The organism is uncultured Roseobacter sp. (assembly GCF_947491795.1).
GTDB lineage: Bacteria > Pseudomonadota > Alphaproteobacteria > Rhodobacterales > Rhodobacteraceae > Roseobacter.
In genome coordinates, this window is the sequence record NZ_CANLKW010000001.1 from 447,137 (window position 1) to 463,553 (window position 16,417).

Below are 16,417 nucleotides of genomic sequence, written 5' to 3' on the forward strand. Positions count from 1 at the left end.
AGCTTCGGCGCGTTTGACGCGCGCATACCGCGACACCGGACGGATTGCCAGAGAAAACCGACCTCTGCGACCCGGCGTTCGTGTGATGATCAGAGCGGTATCTGATGGGTGTCCTTGATCTGCTCCATCACAAAGCTCGCGGAGACGTCGGCGAGCGGCACCTGACGGATCAGACGCTGATACAGCGCATCATATCCGGCCATGTCGCTGACCTGTGCCCGGATCAGATAGTCCAGATCGCCACTCATCCGGTACACGCCCAGGATCTCGGGCATGGCACGGGTCGCCCGGCGGAATTTTTCCAGCCAGTCGGCCTCATGCCGGCTGGTACGGATCTGAATGAACACCATCAGCGACTGCCCCAGCAGATCCGGGTTCAGCAGTGTCACGCGCCCGGTGATCACACCGGCGTCTTCCAGCGCGCGCACCCGGCGCCAGCATGCGTTCCGGCTCAGCGCAACTTTAGTTCCCAGCGCGTCCAGCGACAGTGAGGCGTCGCGTTGCAATTCGTTCAGGATCCGGCGGTCGGTATCATCAATTGTCACCATAAAGCGGAGTATTGTGTGACAACCTCCACAAAATCAACCGGGATCGCGGAAATAAAGGGACGATTTCTCAACCTTTGTGCCGGATACTGCTGAAAACGTCAGGAGATACCCATGATACAGCGCATTTTTCTCGATCATCCGGCCAAAGTGGATGAAACCTTCTTTGAGCACATGCTTTTCGCAGGACGCTTTGCGGGCAAGCTCTTTCTGGCAGCGGGGGCGGCACTGATACATGCGATCATCCCATGCCTGTTTGAAAAAACGGCCAGCCGGATCATTGCGGAACTTTATCACAAGACCCACAACAGAGGCACATAATAACAGCAGGTTAACAGGCGTAGTTCACGTTTAATCTGCGTTAATTTAAAGCTTTGTAAACCATGACAGGGAATGCTCCGGGCGTTGATGAATCGCTAGACCGGAGACCTGCCCTTGAAACTGATTGCTGTTGTTGCGTTTTGCTTTCTGACCGCTGTGCCCGCCGGGGCCGCGCCGCAGCATCCGGCCCCACCCGCGGGCGCCTCCGGGCAGGTTGTCTTGCCAGAGCGGCTGGACCAGGACCTGGGTGCGCCGGGTCTGTTGCTGGCCCATGTTACGGCACAGCCTGCTTTCAGCGTCTGGCGCGTACTGCCGGGCAAAGCTGACAGCGCCGCGCCACTGCTGAATGGTTCGGACCCTAGGGTGCTGGCCGCGCGGGACGCGGCTCCGCCTCTCGCCACCGGCGGATGGCAGCCTGCAGGGTTTGATCTGGAGCGCATGCGCGCCCTGGCGTCGACGCTGCGCAGTGTGCCTGATGACACCGCGATCCATGAGGTGCCGGTGCCAGCGTCAGCGCAGATGCTGGCGGCCGGGCTTTTGCTGATGGGGTCCTGGCGTCTGAGCAACAGGGGGCAAGCGGGCCGTGTCAGACGGGCGTCCGCAGCGCGCCGCCGCGGCACGAACACCCGCCGAAGCCCCATGAAATAAGGGCCGCTCCCTGCGGAACGGCCCCTTGAACTGTGGTCGCTGATGGCTCAGCGGGTCAGCGCCTTGTTCAGGTTCTCGTCCACCTTTTCCAAGAAACCCATCGTCGTCAGCCAGCGCTGATCCGGTCCGACCAGCAGGGCAAGATCCTTGGTCATATGGCCGCTTTCCACCGTGTCCACGATCACTTTTTCCAGAGTTTCCGCAAAGTTGAGCAGGGCGGCGTTACCGTCCAGCTTGGCGCGGTGCTTGAGCCCGCCGGTCCAGGCATAGATCGACGCGATGGAGTTGGTGGAGGTCGCTTCGCCCTTCTGGTGCTGGCGGTAATGGCGCGTGACGGTGCCGTGCGCGGCCTCGGATTCGACCACCTTGCCATCCGGCGTCATCAGCACAGAGGCCATCAGACCCAGCGAGCCGAACCCCTGGGCCACAGTGTCTGACTGCACGTCCCCGTCATAGTTCTTGCAGGCCCAGACGTATCCGCCCGACCACTTCATCGCAGAGGCGACCATGTCATCGATCAGACGGTGCTCGTACCAGATGCCTGCCTCTTTGAACTGATCGGCGAACTCTTCTTCGTAGATCTGCTGGAACAGCTCCAGGAATCGGCCATCATATTGTTTCAGAATGGTATTCTTGGTCGACAGATAGACCGGCCAGCCCAGCGTCAGACCATAGTTAAACGAGGCACGGGCGAAATCGATGATCGATTTGTCGAGGTTGTACATCGCCATGACAACACCGCTGTCGGGCGCATCAAAGACCTCGCGTTCAATCTCTGTGCCGTCGTCGCCCACAAATTTCAGGGTCAGCTTGCCCTTGCCGGGGAATTTGAAATCCGTCGCGCGGTACTGATCGCCGTAGGCATGCCGCCCGACCACAATCGGTTTGGTCCAGCCCGGCACCAGGCGCGGCACGTTTTTGCAGATGATCGGCTGGCGGAAAATGACACCGCCCAGGATGTTGCGGATCGTGCCATTGGGTGACCGCCACATCTCTTTGAGGCCAAACTCCTCCACCCGAGCCTCGTCCGGGGTGATGGTGGCGCATTTCACGCCGACGCCGTGCTCTTTGATGGCATGGGCCGCGTCGACGGTGATCTGGTCATTGGTCTCGTCGCGCGCCTCGATGCCCAGATCATAGTATTTCAGATCGATATCGAGATAAGGCAGAATGAGCTTTTTCTTGATAAAGTCCCAGATGATCCGGGTCATCTCGTCTCCGTCGAGTTCGACGACGGGGTTTTCCACCTTGATCTTTGTCATGACGCGATTCCTTTACGTACGGTGAGCAGGTCTGCTGCAGGTGTAGCGCAGATCACCCCCGGTTGAAACCGGTATACCAATGTATACCGTAACAAATTTTATCTGTTTTTGCCGTTGGGAAGATTTCCCAAAAACTCCGGTCAGCGTGGGATATTTGCTTTCGGTCTTCTTGTCGGTATCGCGTCGGTATTACGTCGGTGCGCGGCGTGCGGCCCGGTCAGCAAAAGTTAACCGTTCCGCGCGCCAAAAAAACCGGCAAGACGGGGCATCAGCCAGGCCCAGAGACCGGGCGCCCCGCGTCTGACGGGCACACCGACGCGGCGGTCAAGCTGGTCAAAGGTGACGGCATAATCGGTCCACGAGCCACCGCCGTTGGCCATATTGGCAATCGGGGTCTGCACCCGGTCGATCGATTTGGCAAAGACAGCATCGGGGGTTTCAGCGGCCTCGAACTCATCCCAGAGCGCGCGGAAAGCGGTACCCTGATCGGCGGGCAGCAGACCAAAGAGCCGGTCGGCGGCAGCCTTTTCAGCAGCGTCCTGGGCCGCCGTGTCAACCTGGCCATGAATGGGGTTATCGCCCGCGTCAATCTCGACGATGTCATGCAGCAACAGCATGCGCAGCACCCGGTCGATGCGCACGTCCGGCCCGGCCTGGTCGGCCAGCACCAGCGCATAGAGCATCACGTGCCAGGAATGTTCTGCGGAATTCTCGAACCGGGAATTGTCGTGCAGGCGCGAGGCGCGCAGGATGTTTTTCAGTTTGTCCGCCTCGGACAGAAAGGCGATCTGGGCGTCCAGGCGCTCAGCCATTGTCCGCAGGGGGCAGGGTGCGCGCCATGTCTTCCCGGAGCTTGCCCAGCAGTTCGCGTGCGCGCTGTTCGGCCCGGCGCACACGCACCGCTGTCAGATAGGCCTCTTCCATGGTCTGCGACGAGCCGCCGATGGTCTCGGCCACGCGGGCGACGAAAGCGTCGTCACCGGTGGCGTTGATGATCTTCAGGCTTTCGACGGCCAGTTCGTCAGCGACATCCTCGACAATCCCCATGGCGGTTACCGTGAGGTTTCGGTCAGGCGCCGTTTGACATAGGCGGTCGTGGTGTCGATCAGCGTATCCTGATGCGGTTCCTCAAAGAAGTGACCGGCACCCTCGATCTGTTCGTGGGTGATGGTGATGCCCTTTTGTTCGTGCAGCTTGGACACCAGTGCTTCGGTGTCCGAAGGGGGGGCGACGCGGTCGGCGGTGCCGTTGATGATCAGACCCGACGCCGGGCAGGGGGCGAGGAAGGAGAAGTCGTACATATTGGCGGGCGGGGCCACCGAGATGAACCCGGTGATCTCGGGGCGGCGCATCAGCAGCTGCATCCCGATCCAGGCACCAAAGGAGAACCCGGCAACCCAGCAGTGTTTGGAGTTGTTGTTCATCGACTGCAGGTAATCGAGCGCGGAGGCCGCGTCCGAGAGCTCGCCGATGCCCTGGTCGTATTCCCCCTGGCTGCGCCCGACACCGCGGAAATTGAACCGCAGGACGGTAAAGCCCATGTTGAAGAACGCGTAATGCATGCGGTGCACGATTACGTGGTTCATCGTGCCGCCGAACTGGGGGTGCGGGTGCAGGATGATCGCAATCGGCGCGTCGCGTTCTTTCTGAGGGTGATAGCGGCCTTCGAGGCGGCCTTCGGGTCCGGGAAAAATGACCTCGGGCATGGGCGTCCCTGTAATATGGTTCAGGTGCGGCGCGAATTCTTGACGCATTCGCTCAGGCACCTTAGAACGGTTCTAATCTGTGCGCCCGGCTTTGTGCAAAGGGGGCGCGTATCGGACTTAGGCACTTTATCGCAGCGCGTCAATCAGATGGCGCAGCGAAACCAGGTTTGCGGGAGGGGCGCTGGTGAAGCTCTCAACAAAAGGACGCTATGCAATGGTCGCGCTGGCCGACATTGCGCTGCAACCGGGCGACCAGCTGGTGCCCCTGGGTGATATCGCGGAACGGCAGTCCATATCGCTGCCCTATCTGGAGCAGCTCTTTGTGAAGCTGCGCCGTGCGGAGCTGGTGTCTTCGGTGCGCGGACCCGGCGGCGGGTACCGGCTGGCCCGGGCTGCCGCAGAAATCCGCGTGGTGGATATTCTGTCGGCCGTGGATGAGACGGTAAATGCGATGCACAAGGGGGCGGGGGCCTCGGGCGGGGCTTCGGGCAGCCGCGCGCAGTCACTGACCAACCGGCTGTGGGAAGGGCTGAGCGCGCATGTCTATGTGTTTCTGCACCAGACGCGTCTGTCGGATGTGATTGAAAATGAGCTCGCACCCTGTCCGGCGGTCCCGAACCTGTTTGCGGTCGTGGACGAATGACGCGGATGGTGGTCTGCAGGCCGCGCCACTGCGGGCGTTCCGGGGGCTGCGGGCGGTGTGTTTTTGAGTATTTCGGGAAGGGTGAAGGGTGAAGGGGCGCGTCTATCTGGATCACAATGCGACAACGCCGCTGCGTCCTGAAGCACGCGCGGCGATGGTCGCGGCGATGGATGTGCCGGGCAATCCGTCATCGGTGCATGCAGAGGGCCGGGCCGCGAAGGGTTTGCTGGAGCGGGCGCGCGCGCAGGTTGCGGCCCTGGTGGGCTGTGCGCCCAATCAGGTGATTTTCACCGGCAGTGCGACGGAGGCCGCGGCCCTTGCGGTGGCGCAGAAGGCGCGGCATGGCGGAGTTTTTGCGGCTCTGCCGACGGAACATGACTGTCTGCGCGTCTGGAGTGAGGTGGATCTGCCGGCGCTTGTGGATGCACAGGGGGCTCTGTCGGATGCCGCCGTTGAGGAAGTTTCTGACCGGCTGACACAATCTGCCGGAGAGGCCGGGCGGGCGGCAGGAGCGCTTGTTGCCATTTCAGCGGCCAACAGCGAGACCGGGGTGATGATGCCAGAGGGCTGTGTGGTGCCGGACCGTTTCGGGCAGGGTGCCCGCGCGGATACCCATGCATGTGCGGTGGTCTGTGACATCACCCAGGTGGCCGGAAAAGTGCCGGTGCGCTTCGGGCCGCAGGGGCGTCCGTCGTATATGATCCTGTCGGCCCACAAGCTGGGGGGGCCCAAAGGCGTTGGTGCGCTGATCAATTTCACGCCGGACGATCCGCGCGCGATGATCCGGGGCGGCGGGCAGGAAATGGGGCAGCGCTCGGGCACGGAAAATATCGTCGGGATCGCTGGATTCGGGGCGGCTGCTGAGGCCGCACAGCGCGATCTGGCGGCGGGCCGCTGGGAGAAAATCGCAGAACTTAGAAAGATTCTAGAAAACGCTCTTGCAGCCGCCGCAAAGACAACTATTTTTGTCGGGAAAGAGGCTACGCGCCTGCCCAACACGTCTTGTTTTGCGACGCCGGGCTGGAAGGGTGAGGCCCAGGTGATTCAGATGGATCTTGCGGGATTTGCGGTCAGCGCAGGCTCGGCCTGTTCCAGCGGCAAAGTGCGCGCGAGCACCGTGTTGCAGGCGATGGGCTATGACGACGAGACAGCCGCCTGTGCGATCCGCGTGTCGCTGGGGCTGGAAACGACACAGGAAGATGTGCTGCGGTTCGCCGAAGCATGGCTGAAGAGAGAACAGAAATTCCGCGCCCGAGCGGCGTGAGACCGGAGGACGAGATGGCAGCACTGGATAATCCCGACGCAGGCGAGATGCAGGTCAAAGAGGGTGTCGATCAGGAAACGGTCGATGCGGTGCGCGAGGTTGGCGGCAAGTATAAATACGGCTGGTCCACCGACATCGAGATGGAATACGCGCCCAAGGGTCTGAGCACGGATATTGTGCGTCTGATCTCGGAGAAGAACGAAGAGCCGGAATGGATGCTGGAATGGCGTCTGGCCGCCTATGAGCGCTGGCTGCAGAAGAAAGAGCCCAAATGGGCGATGGTCGATTACCCGGAGATCGATTTTCAGGACCAGTATTATTACGCGCGTCCGAAATCGATGGAAGTCAAACCAAAATCGCTGGATGAGGTCGACCCCAAGCTGCTGGAAACCTACAAGAAACTGGGCATTCCGCTGAAAGAGCAGATGATCCTCGCCGGTGTTGAAGGTGCAGAGGAACTGGGCGATGAGCCGCGCAAAGTGGCCGTGGATGCGGTGTTTGATTCCGTCTCTGTCGGTACAACCTTTCAGGACGAGCTGAAAAAGGCGGGCGTGATTTTCTGCTCGATCTCTGAGGCGATCCAGGAACATCCGGAGCTGGTGAAGAAATACCTCGGGACCGTCGTGCCGGTGTCAGACAACTATTATGCGACGCTGAATTCCGCCGTCTTCTCGGATGGCTCGTTTGTTTATGTACCACCCGGCGTGCGCTGCCCCATGGAGCTGTCGACCTATTTCCGGATCAATGCGGAAAATACGGGCCAGTTTGAACGCACGCTGATCATCGCCGACAAGGGCTCGTATGTGTCCTACCTGGAAGGCTGCACGGCCCCCCAGCGCGACATTGCACAGCTGCACGCGGCCGTGGTCGAGATCATCGTCGAGGAAGATGCAGAGGTGAAATACTCCACCGTGCAGAACTGGTATCCGGGTGACGAGAACGGCAAGGGCGGCATCTATAACTTTGTGACCAAACGCGCCGATTGCCGGGGCGACCGGGCCAAGGTGATGTGGACGCAGGTTGAGACCGGCTCGGCGGTCACGTGGAAATACCCGTCGTGCATTCTGCGGGGCGACGACAGTCAGGGCGAGTTCTACTCCATCGCAATTGCCAACAACATGCAGCAGGCGGATACGGGCACCAAGATGGTGCACCTGGGCAAGCGCACGAAATCGCGGATCGTCTCCAAGGGGATCAGCGCGGGCAAAGCGCAGAACACCTATCGCGGGCTGGTCTCGATGCACCCCAAAGCCAAAGAGGGGCGGAATTATACCCAGTGCGACAGCCTGCTTATCGGCGACAAATGCGGGGCGCATACGGTGCCTTACATTGAGGTGCGCAATAACTCGAGCCGTGTGGAGCATGAGGCAACCACGTCGAAGGTGGACGATGACCAGCTGTTCTACTGCCGCTCGCGTGGGATGGATGAGGAAGAGGCCGTGGCGCTGGTGGTGAACGGGTTTTGCAAGGACGTGCTGCAGGCGCTGCCCATGGAGTTTGCCATGGAAGCGCAGCAGCTGGTGGCGATTTCGCTGGAGGGGTCTGTTGGTTGATAGTCTTCTCGCATGGGAGCGAACCTTCCATGACATGGGTCGCGCAAGGGCTGGCTTTGCTGGTGTGATCGTCGGCACGGGGTTCTCAGCGCCGTTGCTTCTTGGATTGGGCGAAGGTTGGATTAGCTTGCCGTTTTTGACCTATTTTCCGATCCATGCATGGTTAACGGTTTCTCTTTTCTTAGTTCTGTTTTCGAGTTTTGAGCGGGAAAGGATCTTAGGCGTTTCAAAAATGGGGGGGTTACGGGCTTTCTTTAGCCGGATTTTTTCATCGTTCGGACTATTCTGCGTAGGTTGGTTTTACTCATTCATGTTGATCGGGGTCTGGATGGGAGCAATGGAATGATCCTCACCACCACAAACACCGTCGAAGGCCGCCCCATCACTGCCTATCACGGCATTGTCGTGGGCGAGGCGATCATGGGGGCCAACATCGTGCGCGACTTTTTCGCAAGCGTCACGGATGTGATCGGTGGGCGTTCGGGCGCCTATGAGAGCAAACTGAAGGACGCGCGGGACGAAGCCATGGCGGAAATTGAGGACCGTGCGCGGGCCACAGGCGCAAACGCTGTTGTCGGCATCGATCTGGACTATGAGGTGATCGGCGACAGCATGCTGATGGTCTCTGTCTCGGGCACCGCTGTTACAATCGAATAGAACTTTAAGAACACGCCGCAAGGCACTGAAATGAAACGCCTGACCGCAGGCACACAAAGGAACACGACATGCTGAGCATCAAAAACCTCGCCGTGAAACTGGAAGAAGAGGACAAGCAGATCCTCAAAGGCGTCGATCTGGAGATCGAGGCCGGCAAGGTCCATGCGATCATGGGCCCGAACGGCTCGGGCAAATCCACGCTGTCCTATGTGCTTTCGGGCAAGGATGGGTACGAGGTGACCGGTGGATCGGCCGCGCTGGAAGGTGCCGACGTGCTGGAGATGGAGCCCGAAGAGCGCGCGGCGGCGGGCCTGTTTCTCGCGTTTCAGTATCCGGTCGAAATCCCCGGTGTGGGCAACATGACATTCCTGCGCACAGCCGTAAACGCACAGCGCAAGGCGCGCGGCGAAGAGGAAATGTCAGCCGCAGAGTTCCTGAAGGTCGTGCGCGCCCGTGCCAAAGAGCTGAAGATCGACGCGGATATGCTCAAACGCCCGGTCAACGTCGGCTTTTCAGGTGGTGAGAAAAAGCGCAACGAAATCCTGCAGATGGCCATGCTGGAACCAAAGATGTGCATCCTGGACGAGACGGATTCGGGCCTTGACGTGGATGCGATGAAACTGGTGGCCGAGGGCGTGAATGCCCTGCGCTCTGAGGGGCGCGGCTTTCTGGTGATCACGCATTATCAGCGTCTGCTGGACCACATCAAACCGGATGTTGTGCATATCATGGCCGACGGGCGCATCGTGAAAACCGGCGGGCCGGAACTGGCGCTGGAAGTCGAAAACAACGGCTATGCCGGCATCCTCTCTGAGGTGGCGTAATGGCTGAGGCAGCACTGAAACAAAGCGCGACAGAGGCGCGGCTGGCCGGGCTGGAGATGCCGCAGGGCGGCTGGTCTGAGGCCGCGCGCCGCGACGCCCTGGCCCGTGTGACCGCGATGGGTCTGCCAGAGCGTCGCGACGAGTACTGGAAATACACCCGCCCCGATACGCTGGTGCAGGCCGATCCGGTGCCCGCAGCCCTGTTTGACCGCTCTGACGAGGCACCGCTGTTTGACAGCATCGACCGGCTGAACATCGTCTTTGTCGATGGGGTTTTTGATGCAGAGGCCTCTGACGATCTGGCGCTGGCCGGTGTCAGCATTGAGCGTCTTGCCGAAGCCTCCGCAGACATTCACTGGGCGCGTGACCTCTACGGTGTGCTGGAGACGAACGGCCAGAAACCGGTAGAACGCCCGCTGGCCGCACTCAACACCGCCTTTGCCCCCGATGGCGTGCTGATCCACGTCACCGGCAAGGCCGAAAAACCGGTGAACCTGACCTACCGGCACCAGTCCGAGACATCGGATGCCATGCTGCACCACGTGATCCGTGTGGATGCCGGTGCCGAGATCACAGTGCTGGAAAACGGGCCCGCCGCGGCACGGTTCAACAAGGTGATGGAGGTCGATATCGCCGATACCGGCGCGTTCCATCACGTGCGTGCGCAGGGGCGCGACCATGAACGCCGCGCGGCCACGCATATCTTTGCGCGGCTGGGGGCAGAGAGCATTTTCAAGTCCTTTACCCTGACGGCCAACGGGGTGCTGACGCGCAACGAATGTATTCTTGAGCTGACAGGCGATGACGCGATTGCCCATGTGGCCGGAGCCTGTGTCGGGGATGGTGATTTCCATCACGATGACACGGTCTTTATCACCCATGATGCGGTCAACTGCGAAAGCCGCCAGGTGTTCAAAAAGGTGCTGCGCAATGGTGCCACCGGCGTTTTCCAGGGCAAAATCCTGGTGCAGCCCGGCGCGCAGAAAACCGACGGTTACCAGATCAGCCAGTCGCTGCTGCTGGATGAGGACAGCCAGTTCCTGGCCAAACCCGAGCTGGAAATCTATGCCGACGATGTGGCCTGTTCGCACGGCTCCACCTCTGGTGCGATTGACGAGGAGGCGCTGTTTTACCTGCGCTCGCGCGGGGTGCCGGAAGGCCCGGCAACAGACCTGCTGACGCTCGCCTTTCTGGCCGAAGCGGTGGAAGAGATCGAGAATGAGGCCCTGCGCGACGAGATCAACGCGCGTCTGAGCGGCTGGCTGGAACGGCACCGCAGCTGATGCCGGTGACCCGGGACATTCCCGCGACTTATCGCGGGCCGGGCAGGGTGGTCAGGCGCCTGATTGCCATGGGGCACCGCGAGGACCGCGCGCTGGCCTATCTGATGGCGGGCTGTGCGCTGATGTTTCTGGCGCAGCTGCCGCGTCTGGCGCGCGAGGCGCATCTGACGGGTCAGGAGCTGAACATGCTCATGGGCGCCTCGCTGATGGCGTGGATATTCATCGCGCCGCTGATGCTGTACTGCCTGGCGGCTCTCAGCCATATCGCGGCCCGCCTGATGCGCGGTCAGGGCACCTGGTTCAGCGCGCGCATCGCACTGTTCTGGGCGCTGCTGGCCTCGTCCCCCGTAGTGCTGCTGAACGGTCTGGTGGCGGGTTTTATCGGACCGGGGCTGGAGCTGCAGCTGGTAGGTCTGATCTGGATATCGGTCTTTGTCTGGTTCTGGATCGGCGGCATGATCGCCAGTGAAAAGGGCCCGCAATGACACAGTCGGCACCATGGCCCGCACTGGTGGTGCAGACGCTGCGCGACCCCGAAGGCGCGTCAGAGATCGTTCTGGCCACCCGCTTTCCCCGCCAGGTCCTCTGGACCGCCGTGGCGCTGGTATCGGTGGCCAATACGATGCTGGCCTATGTCTCTCATCTGCTGATGCCGGTGCCCGAGCCGCTGGCCTCGATCGTCACCAGCCCCTTTGGCTATTTCACCCTGGTTGCGGGTGGGTTTATCGTGATGGTCCATGCGCTTTACTGGACCGGACGGATGCTGGGCGGCGCGCAGGACATGGGCGACCTGCTGCAATTGCTGATCTGGTTGCAGGTACTGCGCACGGGCGCGCAGGCGCTGATCATTGTGCTGCTGATCCTGTCGCCCGCCATTGCCACGCTGGTTTTGCTTTTCATCGGCATTGCCACGCTGTGGATTTTCCTGAATTTCCTGAACATCGGGCTGCGGCTGAATTCGATCTGGCATGCCATCGGCGTGCTGATCGCCGGATCTGCGGCCCTGGTTCTGGGGCTTTCGCTCTTTTTGTCGCTGATCGGCGTGACCGCCATGGGAGTACCCGCAAATGTTTGACGTCGAAAAAATCCGCGGTGATTTTCCGATCCTGTCGCGCGAGGTCAACGGCAAGCCGCTGGTTTATCTCGACAACGGGGCCTCGGCCCAGAAACCGCAGGTGGTCATTGATGCGGTGACCAACGCCTATGCAAACGAATACGCCAATGTGCACCGGGGCCTGCATTTTCTGTCGAACCTGGCCACCGACAAATACGAGGCCGTGCGCGGCACCATCGCACGGTTTCTGAATGCAGGGTCCGAGGACGAGATCATTCTGAATTCCGGCACCACCGAGGGCATCAATATGGTGGCCTATTCCTGGGCCATGCCGCGCATGGAGGCGGGCGACGAGATCGTGCTCAGCATCATGGAGCATCATGCCAATATCGTGCCCTGGCATTTTCTGCGCGAACGCATGGGCGTTGTGCTGAAATGGGTCGATGTGGACAGCACCGGCGCGCTCGATCCGCAGGCGGTGATCGATGCCATCGGGCCGAAAACAAAACTGGTTGCGGTGACGCATCTGTCCAATGTGCTGGGCACGCGGGTTGATGTGAAAACCATTACGCAGGCAGCCCATGAACGCGGCGTGGCCGTGCTGGTGGATGGCAGCCAGGCAGCGGTGCACCAGCCTGTGGATGTGCAGGACATCGGCTGTGATTTCTACGCCATCACCGGTCACAAGCTTTACGGCCCGTCCGGATCGGGAGCGATCTATGCCAAAATGGACCGGATGAAGGAAATGCGTCCCTTTATCGGCGGGGGCGATATGATCCGCGAGGTCAGCCGCGACACGGTGACCTACAACGATCCGCCGATGAAGTTCGAGGCAGGCACGCCCGGCATCGTGCAGACCATCGGCCTTGGTGTTGCGCTGGAATATATGATGGGTCTGGGGATGGAGAACATCGCCGCCCATGAAGACAGTCTGCGCGACTACACCGTAGACCGGCTGGGCGGGCTGAACTGGCTGCAGGTCCAGGGAACGACCCCGGACAAGGGTGCGATTTTCAGCTTTACCCTCGACGGGGCGGCGCATGCGCATGACATCTCGACCATCCTCGACAAAAAGGGCGTGGCGGTACGGGCCGGTCAGCACTGTGTCGGGCCGCTGATGGAGCATATGAATGTGCCTGCTACCTGCCGCGCCTCCTTCGGGCTCTACAACACAAAGGCCGAGGTCGACGTGCTGGTCGATGCGCTGGAACTGGCGCATGATCTTTTTGCCTGACAGACACACGCTTTTTGCAATTGCAGGGGGCGGCGCGCAGGTCTATACCGCTGCCCAGTGGACCCTTAGCTCAGCTGGATAGAGCGCTGCCCTCCGAAGGCAGAGGCCAGAGGTTCGAATCCTCTAGGGTCCGCCACAGGCTTTTCCGGAACAGAAACGCCGGCGCCCTTCAGATCAGAGAACTGTGCGGCAGATGCAATGAGAGCGTCCAGCGTTCGAACGATATCCCGTTCGCCCCGCGACTGAAATCCCCGGTCATGTCCGGAAAATACCCTGAAAAGCGCATGAAACGGGCGTTCCCAGCGGGTTGTGTACGGGCGTCTCTCCCGCATGGCAGCGAGTATTGCGATACGCACGGCGCTGTATTGCGCCTGATCTGGCCCCAGGGATGCACAGTGCGCCACTTTTCCCGGGATCTGGTTTTGCATATGGCGGAAACCGTGCGTTCACCGGCGTAGCTTTGGGGCAGCGTCCGGCCCTGTGACGAGGTTTGGGCGTGCGCGGGCAGAGTTACGACGCATAAGCATGGCCTCACACTCTTCGCAAAGTGCATGAAACCAAGGCATAAAATATCCTGCGCACCGGCCCGGCACCAGGCATTTCCTGTGCAAGGTGCACACCGTTTCGAAATGCTGGCATTTGCCCCAGACCGCTGCGGTGCAAAAGCAGGATAACCGGTGGCCCGGCCCGGTCGTTCTCTGGCCCTGGGGCAAATCAGACCGGGTGTCCCAGAAACATGTGCGACAACTACAAGAAGCCATGGCCTCAAAGCCCGCATAGCCTGCCATCCCGCCATTCTTTGCAGGACCGTTCACGTTTGCGCCAACCATACCGCGCATCGGTAGCCCTGTCGTACCAGCCACAAAAAACGGCCCCGAAAGGGACCGTTCTGCATCGTCATAAATCAGGATTACCGGGTTTTACCGGCCCCATGTGCGGACGACACCGCAATCCATATGCACGAAATTGGAGCCGCTGTATTTACCAACGCCACCACCGCGGCAGGCTGCTGCGGCTTTTGCTATCTGACTGACCGACCGCGATGTCAGACGCAGATCGGCGGCCTGGCCTTTCATGTGCAGAGAGTTCTTGGCGACGCGGCGGCTGCGCGAACGCAGCATCGCGTTTGTCTGCGGGCTGCGATAGCCCGACAGCAACATATAGGGCTCACTGGCGTCCAGCATGTTGTGCGCCGCAGACATGATATCAATCGTGCGCAGATCCATCGAGATGGACCCGTCGGTGCGCCAGTCGCGCATGAAGTAATTGATTTCCTTGACGGCTTCGGGCACGTACTTGCCCTCTACCCAATAGATTGTATCGAGCCGTTCGCCGGTTCTGCCAGAGTACATGCGGATGCGGCGGATGTCCCCGCCGCCACGCAGAAATCCTGCTGCATTGCTGTATGTGGGGGCTGCAACCAGTGCTGTTGCGGCAAATGCCTGAAGGAGCGCGCGGCGTGAAAAGCCCGCTGAGCTGTCATTCGTCATAGCCAAATAGTGCCTCGTTCCTGCCTGGCCCAAGATGTTACAAGGGCGTGTCATCCCATTCCCGGATGCAACGTTTGTATGTCATAAACACAAATATTAACCAAGTCGTGAAAGCCCACGGGCCTGTTTTGAGACAATTTTAGGCAAAAAACCGCGCATAATTGCCTATGCCCGGATTTACCGGGAACCGGTGCAGGACTGCATCATTTTCACCTTTCCTTGACAGCTGTGGGAAATGTTATTGGACAGTCCCGGCAGATGCCTGGCACAAGGATATGGTCTGATTTTTTCGAGTGAGGGTAATTATGACTGCGCGCACCATGCCGCATTTTCGCATTCTGCTGACACTGGCTTCGCTGGTCACTACTGTTTTCATGCTGTTTTCGGCCCCCGGTGCCGCACAGGCTGACACGACCGCCTTTAAACAGGCCGTGGCTTCTGCGGCGGCGCGCGACAGTGACATTTCGGCCTTTTACCAGGCCAACGGCTTTGAAAGCCTGTGGACCGGCAAGGGCCGTGACCGCAAACGGCGCGCCGCCCTGCTGGACGCGCTGGCGCGTGCAGGGGATCACGGGTTGCCATCGGGTCGCTATGACCTTGCGGGGCTCGAGGCGCGGATGCGCAGTGCGCGTACCAGTGCCGAGCTTGGCGCTCTGGAAGTGGAGATGAGCCGGACGTTCCTGCAATATGCGCGCGATATCCAGACCGGTGTTCTGGTGCCGGGCCGTGTCGACAAGGCGATTGTCCGCCAGGTACCGTACCGCGACCGGGGCTCTTATCTGACCAATCTCGCGAAATCCTCGGCCAGCGGCTTTTTCCGCGCGCTGCCGCCCGACACACCTGAATATACCGCCCTGATGAAGGAAAAACTGCGGCTCGAACGGGTTCTGGCCGGTGGCGGCTGGGGGGCGACGGTGCGCTCCAAAACGCTCAAACCCGGTGCCTCCGGTCAATCGGTCGTGGCGCTGCGCAACCGGCTTGTGCAAATGGGCTATATGAAACGCAGTTCGGGCCAGGTTTATGACGAGGCCATGCAGGCCGCGATCGTGTATTTCCAGCGCGCCCACGGCCTGGCAGAAGACGGGGTCGTCGGCCCCGGCACGATGAAAGAGATCAACAGATCTGTCGAACAGCGCCTGCAGTCGGTCATGGTCGCGATGGAACGCGAACGCTGGCTGAACATGGACCGTGGCAAACGCCATATCGAAGTGAACCTGACAGACTTTTCCGCCAAGATCTTTGACAACGGCAAGGTCACCTTCTCGACCCGGTCAGTGATCGGGGCGCGGGATTCTGACCGTCAGTCGCCCGAATTTTCCGATGTGATGGAATTCATGGTGATCAATCCCAGCTGGTATGTGCCGCGCTCGATTGTCACCAAGGAATATCTGCCGGAACTGCAGGCCAACCCCAATGCGGTCAACCATATCGAGATCACTGACCGCTCTGGCCGCCGCATTGACCGTTCGGCTGTTGATTTCACTCAGTTCACGCCTGCAAACTTCCCCTTTGCCATGCGTCAGCCGCCCAGCCGTGGCAATGCCCTGGGGCTGGTAAAGTTCATGTTCCCGAACAAACACAATATCTACCTGCATGACACACCGGCCAAAAACCTCTTTGGCCGCGAGGTGCGCGCCTACAGCCATGGCTGTATCCGGCTGGCGGACCCGTTTGACTTTGCCTATGCGCTGCTGGCCCGGCAAACCAGCGATCCCAAGGGCTTTTTCCAGGCCCAGCTCGCCACCGGCAAGGAAACCACCGTGCCGCTGAAAAAGCCGGTGCCGGTGCATATCATCTACCGCACCGCCTTTGCCGATGAAAAAGGCAAGGTCCGGTTCCGCCGTGACATTTATGGCCGGGACGGTCGCATCTGGAAGGCGCTGGCCGGGGCAGGGGTGGCAATGCGGGCGGTTCAGGGCTAAATCAGACCTCT

19 protein-coding genes and 1 tRNA gene are annotated in these 16,417 nt (G+C 60.4%); 14 read left to right on the top strand and 6 right to left on the bottom strand.

What is annotated here, in order from left to right:
* Positions 1-89 precede the first annotated feature (89 nt).
* Positions 90-548 carry an Lrp/AsnC family transcriptional regulator gene (locus Q1A34_RS02215; protein ID WP_300030132.1) on the bottom strand — a complete coding sequence of 153 codons (459 nt, stop codon included), beginning with the start codon at positions 546-548 and terminating at the stop codon, positions 90-92.
* Between the two features lie 111 nt (positions 549-659).
* Between Q1A34_RS02215 and Q1A34_RS02220 the strand changes: the two genes are divergently transcribed.
* Both Q1A34_RS02220 and Q1A34_RS02225 read left to right on the top strand, forming a co-directional pair.
* Entirely contained in the window at positions 660-866 is a 207-nt protein-coding gene (locus Q1A34_RS02220) for a DUF6356 family protein (protein WP_300030135.1), read from the top strand.
* Between the two features lie 114 nt (positions 867-980).
* Positions 981-1,514 (top strand): hypothetical protein, encoded by a 534-nt coding sequence (locus Q1A34_RS02225; RefSeq protein ID WP_300030138.1) that lies wholly within the window; start codon positions 981-983, stop codon positions 1,512-1,514.
* Between the two features lie 47 nt (positions 1,515-1,561).
* On the opposite strand, the gene Q1A34_RS02230 is transcribed toward Q1A34_RS02225, so the two are convergent.
* From Q1A34_RS02230 to Q1A34_RS02245, 4 genes are all read right to left on the bottom strand, one after another.
* A complete protein-coding gene (locus Q1A34_RS02230; protein WP_300030141.1) occupies positions 1,562-2,776 on the bottom strand; it encodes an NADP-dependent isocitrate dehydrogenase in 1,215 nt (404 codons plus the stop codon).
* A gap of 227 nt (positions 2,777-3,003) precedes the next feature.
* A complete protein-coding gene (locus Q1A34_RS02235; protein ID WP_300030143.1) occupies positions 3,004-3,588 on the bottom strand; it encodes an HD family hydrolase in 585 nt (194 codons plus the stop codon).
* Positions 3,581-3,823, bottom strand: coding sequence for a hypothetical protein (locus tag Q1A34_RS02240; protein WP_300030145.1), 243 nt, complete (start codon positions 3,821-3,823; stop codon positions 3,581-3,583). The genes Q1A34_RS02235 and Q1A34_RS02240 overlap by 8 nt, the downstream gene beginning before the upstream one ends.
* Positions 3,824-3,828: 5 nt before the next feature.
* Positions 3,829-4,482 (bottom strand): alpha/beta hydrolase, encoded by a 654-nt coding sequence (locus tag Q1A34_RS02245; protein WP_300032314.1) that lies wholly within the window; start codon positions 4,480-4,482, stop codon positions 3,829-3,831.
* A 184-nt stretch (positions 4,483-4,666) separates the two neighbouring features.
* Here Q1A34_RS02245 and Q1A34_RS02250 point away from each other — a divergent pair, with 184 nt between their 5' ends.
* From Q1A34_RS02250 to Q1A34_RS02300, 11 genes are all read left to right on the top strand, one after another.
* The gene (locus Q1A34_RS02250; protein WP_300030149.1) at positions 4,667-5,125 is read left to right on the top strand and encodes an Rrf2 family transcriptional regulator; all 459 of its coding nucleotides are present in this window, start codon (positions 4,667-4,669) and stop codon (positions 5,123-5,125) included.
* Positions 5,126-5,213: 88 nt separating this feature from the next.
* A complete protein-coding gene (locus tag Q1A34_RS02255; RefSeq protein ID WP_300030152.1) occupies positions 5,214-6,389 on the top strand; it encodes an aminotransferase class V-fold PLP-dependent enzyme in 1,176 nt (391 codons plus the stop codon).
* A 14-nt stretch (positions 6,390-6,403) separates the two neighbouring features.
* Positions 6,404-7,942, top strand: coding sequence for a Fe-S cluster assembly protein SufB (sufB, locus tag Q1A34_RS02260; protein WP_300030155.1), 1,539 nt, complete (start codon positions 6,404-6,406; stop codon positions 7,940-7,942).
* A complete protein-coding gene (locus Q1A34_RS02265; protein ID WP_300030158.1) occupies positions 7,935-8,288 on the top strand; it encodes a hypothetical protein in 354 nt (117 codons plus the stop codon). Before sufB ends, Q1A34_RS02265 begins: the two co-directional genes overlap by 8 nt.
* Positions 8,285-8,599, top strand: coding sequence for a heavy metal-binding domain-containing protein (locus tag Q1A34_RS02270; RefSeq protein WP_300030160.1), 315 nt, complete (start codon positions 8,285-8,287; stop codon positions 8,597-8,599). The genes Q1A34_RS02265 and Q1A34_RS02270 overlap by 4 nt, the downstream gene beginning before the upstream one ends.
* Positions 8,600-8,667: 68 nt before the next feature.
* Positions 8,668-9,423, top strand: a complete 756-nt coding sequence (gene sufC, locus Q1A34_RS02275; protein ID WP_300030163.1) for a Fe-S cluster assembly ATPase SufC — start codon at positions 8,668-8,670, stop codon at positions 9,421-9,423.
* Complete coding sequence (locus Q1A34_RS02280) at positions 9,423-10,706, top strand: SufD family Fe-S cluster assembly protein (protein ID WP_300030168.1); 1,284 nt, start codon at positions 9,423-9,425, stop codon at positions 10,704-10,706. The genes sufC and Q1A34_RS02280 overlap by 1 nt, the downstream gene beginning before the upstream one ends.
* Positions 10,706-11,191 carry a YIP1 family protein gene (locus tag Q1A34_RS02285; RefSeq protein WP_300030171.1) on the top strand — a complete coding sequence of 162 codons (486 nt, stop codon included), beginning with the start codon at positions 10,706-10,708 and terminating at the stop codon, positions 11,189-11,191. Before Q1A34_RS02280 ends, Q1A34_RS02285 begins: the two co-directional genes overlap by 1 nt.
* Positions 11,188-11,781, top strand: coding sequence for a YIP1 family protein (locus Q1A34_RS02290; protein ID WP_300030174.1), 594 nt, complete (start codon positions 11,188-11,190; stop codon positions 11,779-11,781). Before Q1A34_RS02285 ends, Q1A34_RS02290 begins: the two co-directional genes overlap by 4 nt.
* Positions 11,774-12,994 carry a cysteine desulfurase gene (locus tag Q1A34_RS02295; RefSeq protein WP_300030176.1) on the top strand — a complete coding sequence of 407 codons (1,221 nt, stop codon included), beginning with the start codon at positions 11,774-11,776 and terminating at the stop codon, positions 12,992-12,994. The genes Q1A34_RS02290 and Q1A34_RS02295 overlap by 8 nt, the downstream gene beginning before the upstream one ends.
* Before the next feature lie 59 nt (positions 12,995-13,053).
* Positions 13,054-13,130, top strand: a tRNA-Arg gene (locus tag Q1A34_RS02300).
* Positions 13,131-13,914: 784 nt separating this feature from the next.
* On the opposite strand, the gene Q1A34_RS02305 is transcribed toward Q1A34_RS02300, so the two are convergent.
* The gene (locus Q1A34_RS02305) at positions 13,915-14,484 is read right to left on the bottom strand and encodes a DUF882 domain-containing protein (RefSeq protein WP_300030179.1); all 570 of its coding nucleotides are present in this window, start codon (positions 14,482-14,484) and stop codon (positions 13,915-13,917) included.
* A 374-nt stretch (positions 14,485-14,858) separates the two neighbouring features.
* Here Q1A34_RS02305 and Q1A34_RS02310 point away from each other — a divergent pair, with 374 nt between their 5' ends.
* Entirely contained in the window at positions 14,859-16,406 is a 1,548-nt protein-coding gene (locus tag Q1A34_RS02310) for a L,D-transpeptidase family protein (protein WP_300032316.1), read from the top strand.
* Positions 16,407-16,417: the final 11 nt, after the last annotated feature.

Excerpts from the sequence above, each read along its gene's own strand:
- Q1A34_RS02235 (WP_300030143.1), bottom strand. The coding sequence starts at position 3,588 with ATGGCTGAGCGCCTGGACGCCCAGATCGCCTTTCTGTCCGAGGCGGAC.
- Q1A34_RS02220 (WP_300030135.1), top strand. The coding sequence starts at position 660 with ATGATACAGCGCATTTTTCTCGATCATCCGGCCAAAGTGGATGAAACC.
- Q1A34_RS02230 (WP_300030141.1), bottom strand. The coding sequence starts at position 2,776 with ATGACAAAGATCAAGGTGGAAAACCCCGTCGTCGAACTCGACGGAGAC.
- Q1A34_RS02285 (WP_300030171.1), top strand. The coding sequence starts at position 10,706 with ATGCCGGTGACCCGGGACATTCCCGCGACTTATCGCGGGCCGGGCAGG.
- Q1A34_RS02310 (WP_300032316.1), top strand. The coding sequence starts at position 14,859 with ATGCTGTTTTCGGCCCCCGGTGCCGCACAGGCTGACACGACCGCCTTT.
- sufB (WP_300030155.1), top strand. The coding sequence starts at position 6,404 with ATGGCAGCACTGGATAATCCCGACGCAGGCGAGATGCAGGTCAAAGAG.
- sufC (WP_300030163.1), top strand. The coding sequence starts at position 8,668 with ATGCTGAGCATCAAAAACCTCGCCGTGAAACTGGAAGAAGAGGACAAG.
- Q1A34_RS02215 (WP_300030132.1), bottom strand. The coding sequence starts at position 548 with ATGGTGACAATTGATGATACCGACCGCCGGATCCTGAACGAATTGCAA.
- Q1A34_RS02245 (WP_300032314.1), bottom strand. The coding sequence starts at position 4,482 with ATGCCCGAGGTCATTTTTCCCGGACCCGAAGGCCGCCTCGAAGGCCGC.
- Q1A34_RS02240 (WP_300030145.1), bottom strand. The coding sequence starts at position 3,823 with ATGGGGATTGTCGAGGATGTCGCTGACGAACTGGCCGTCGAAAGCCTG.
- Q1A34_RS02295 (WP_300030176.1), top strand. The coding sequence starts at position 11,774 with ATGTTTGACGTCGAAAAAATCCGCGGTGATTTTCCGATCCTGTCGCGC.
- Q1A34_RS02305 (WP_300030179.1), bottom strand. The coding sequence starts at position 14,484 with ATGACGAATGACAGCTCAGCGGGCTTTTCACGCCGCGCGCTCCTTCAG.
- Q1A34_RS02290 (WP_300030174.1), top strand. The coding sequence starts at position 11,188 with ATGACACAGTCGGCACCATGGCCCGCACTGGTGGTGCAGACGCTGCGC.
- Q1A34_RS02280 (WP_300030168.1), top strand. The coding sequence starts at position 9,423 with ATGGCTGAGGCAGCACTGAAACAAAGCGCGACAGAGGCGCGGCTGGCC.
- Q1A34_RS02270 (WP_300030160.1), top strand. The coding sequence starts at position 8,285 with ATGATCCTCACCACCACAAACACCGTCGAAGGCCGCCCCATCACTGCC.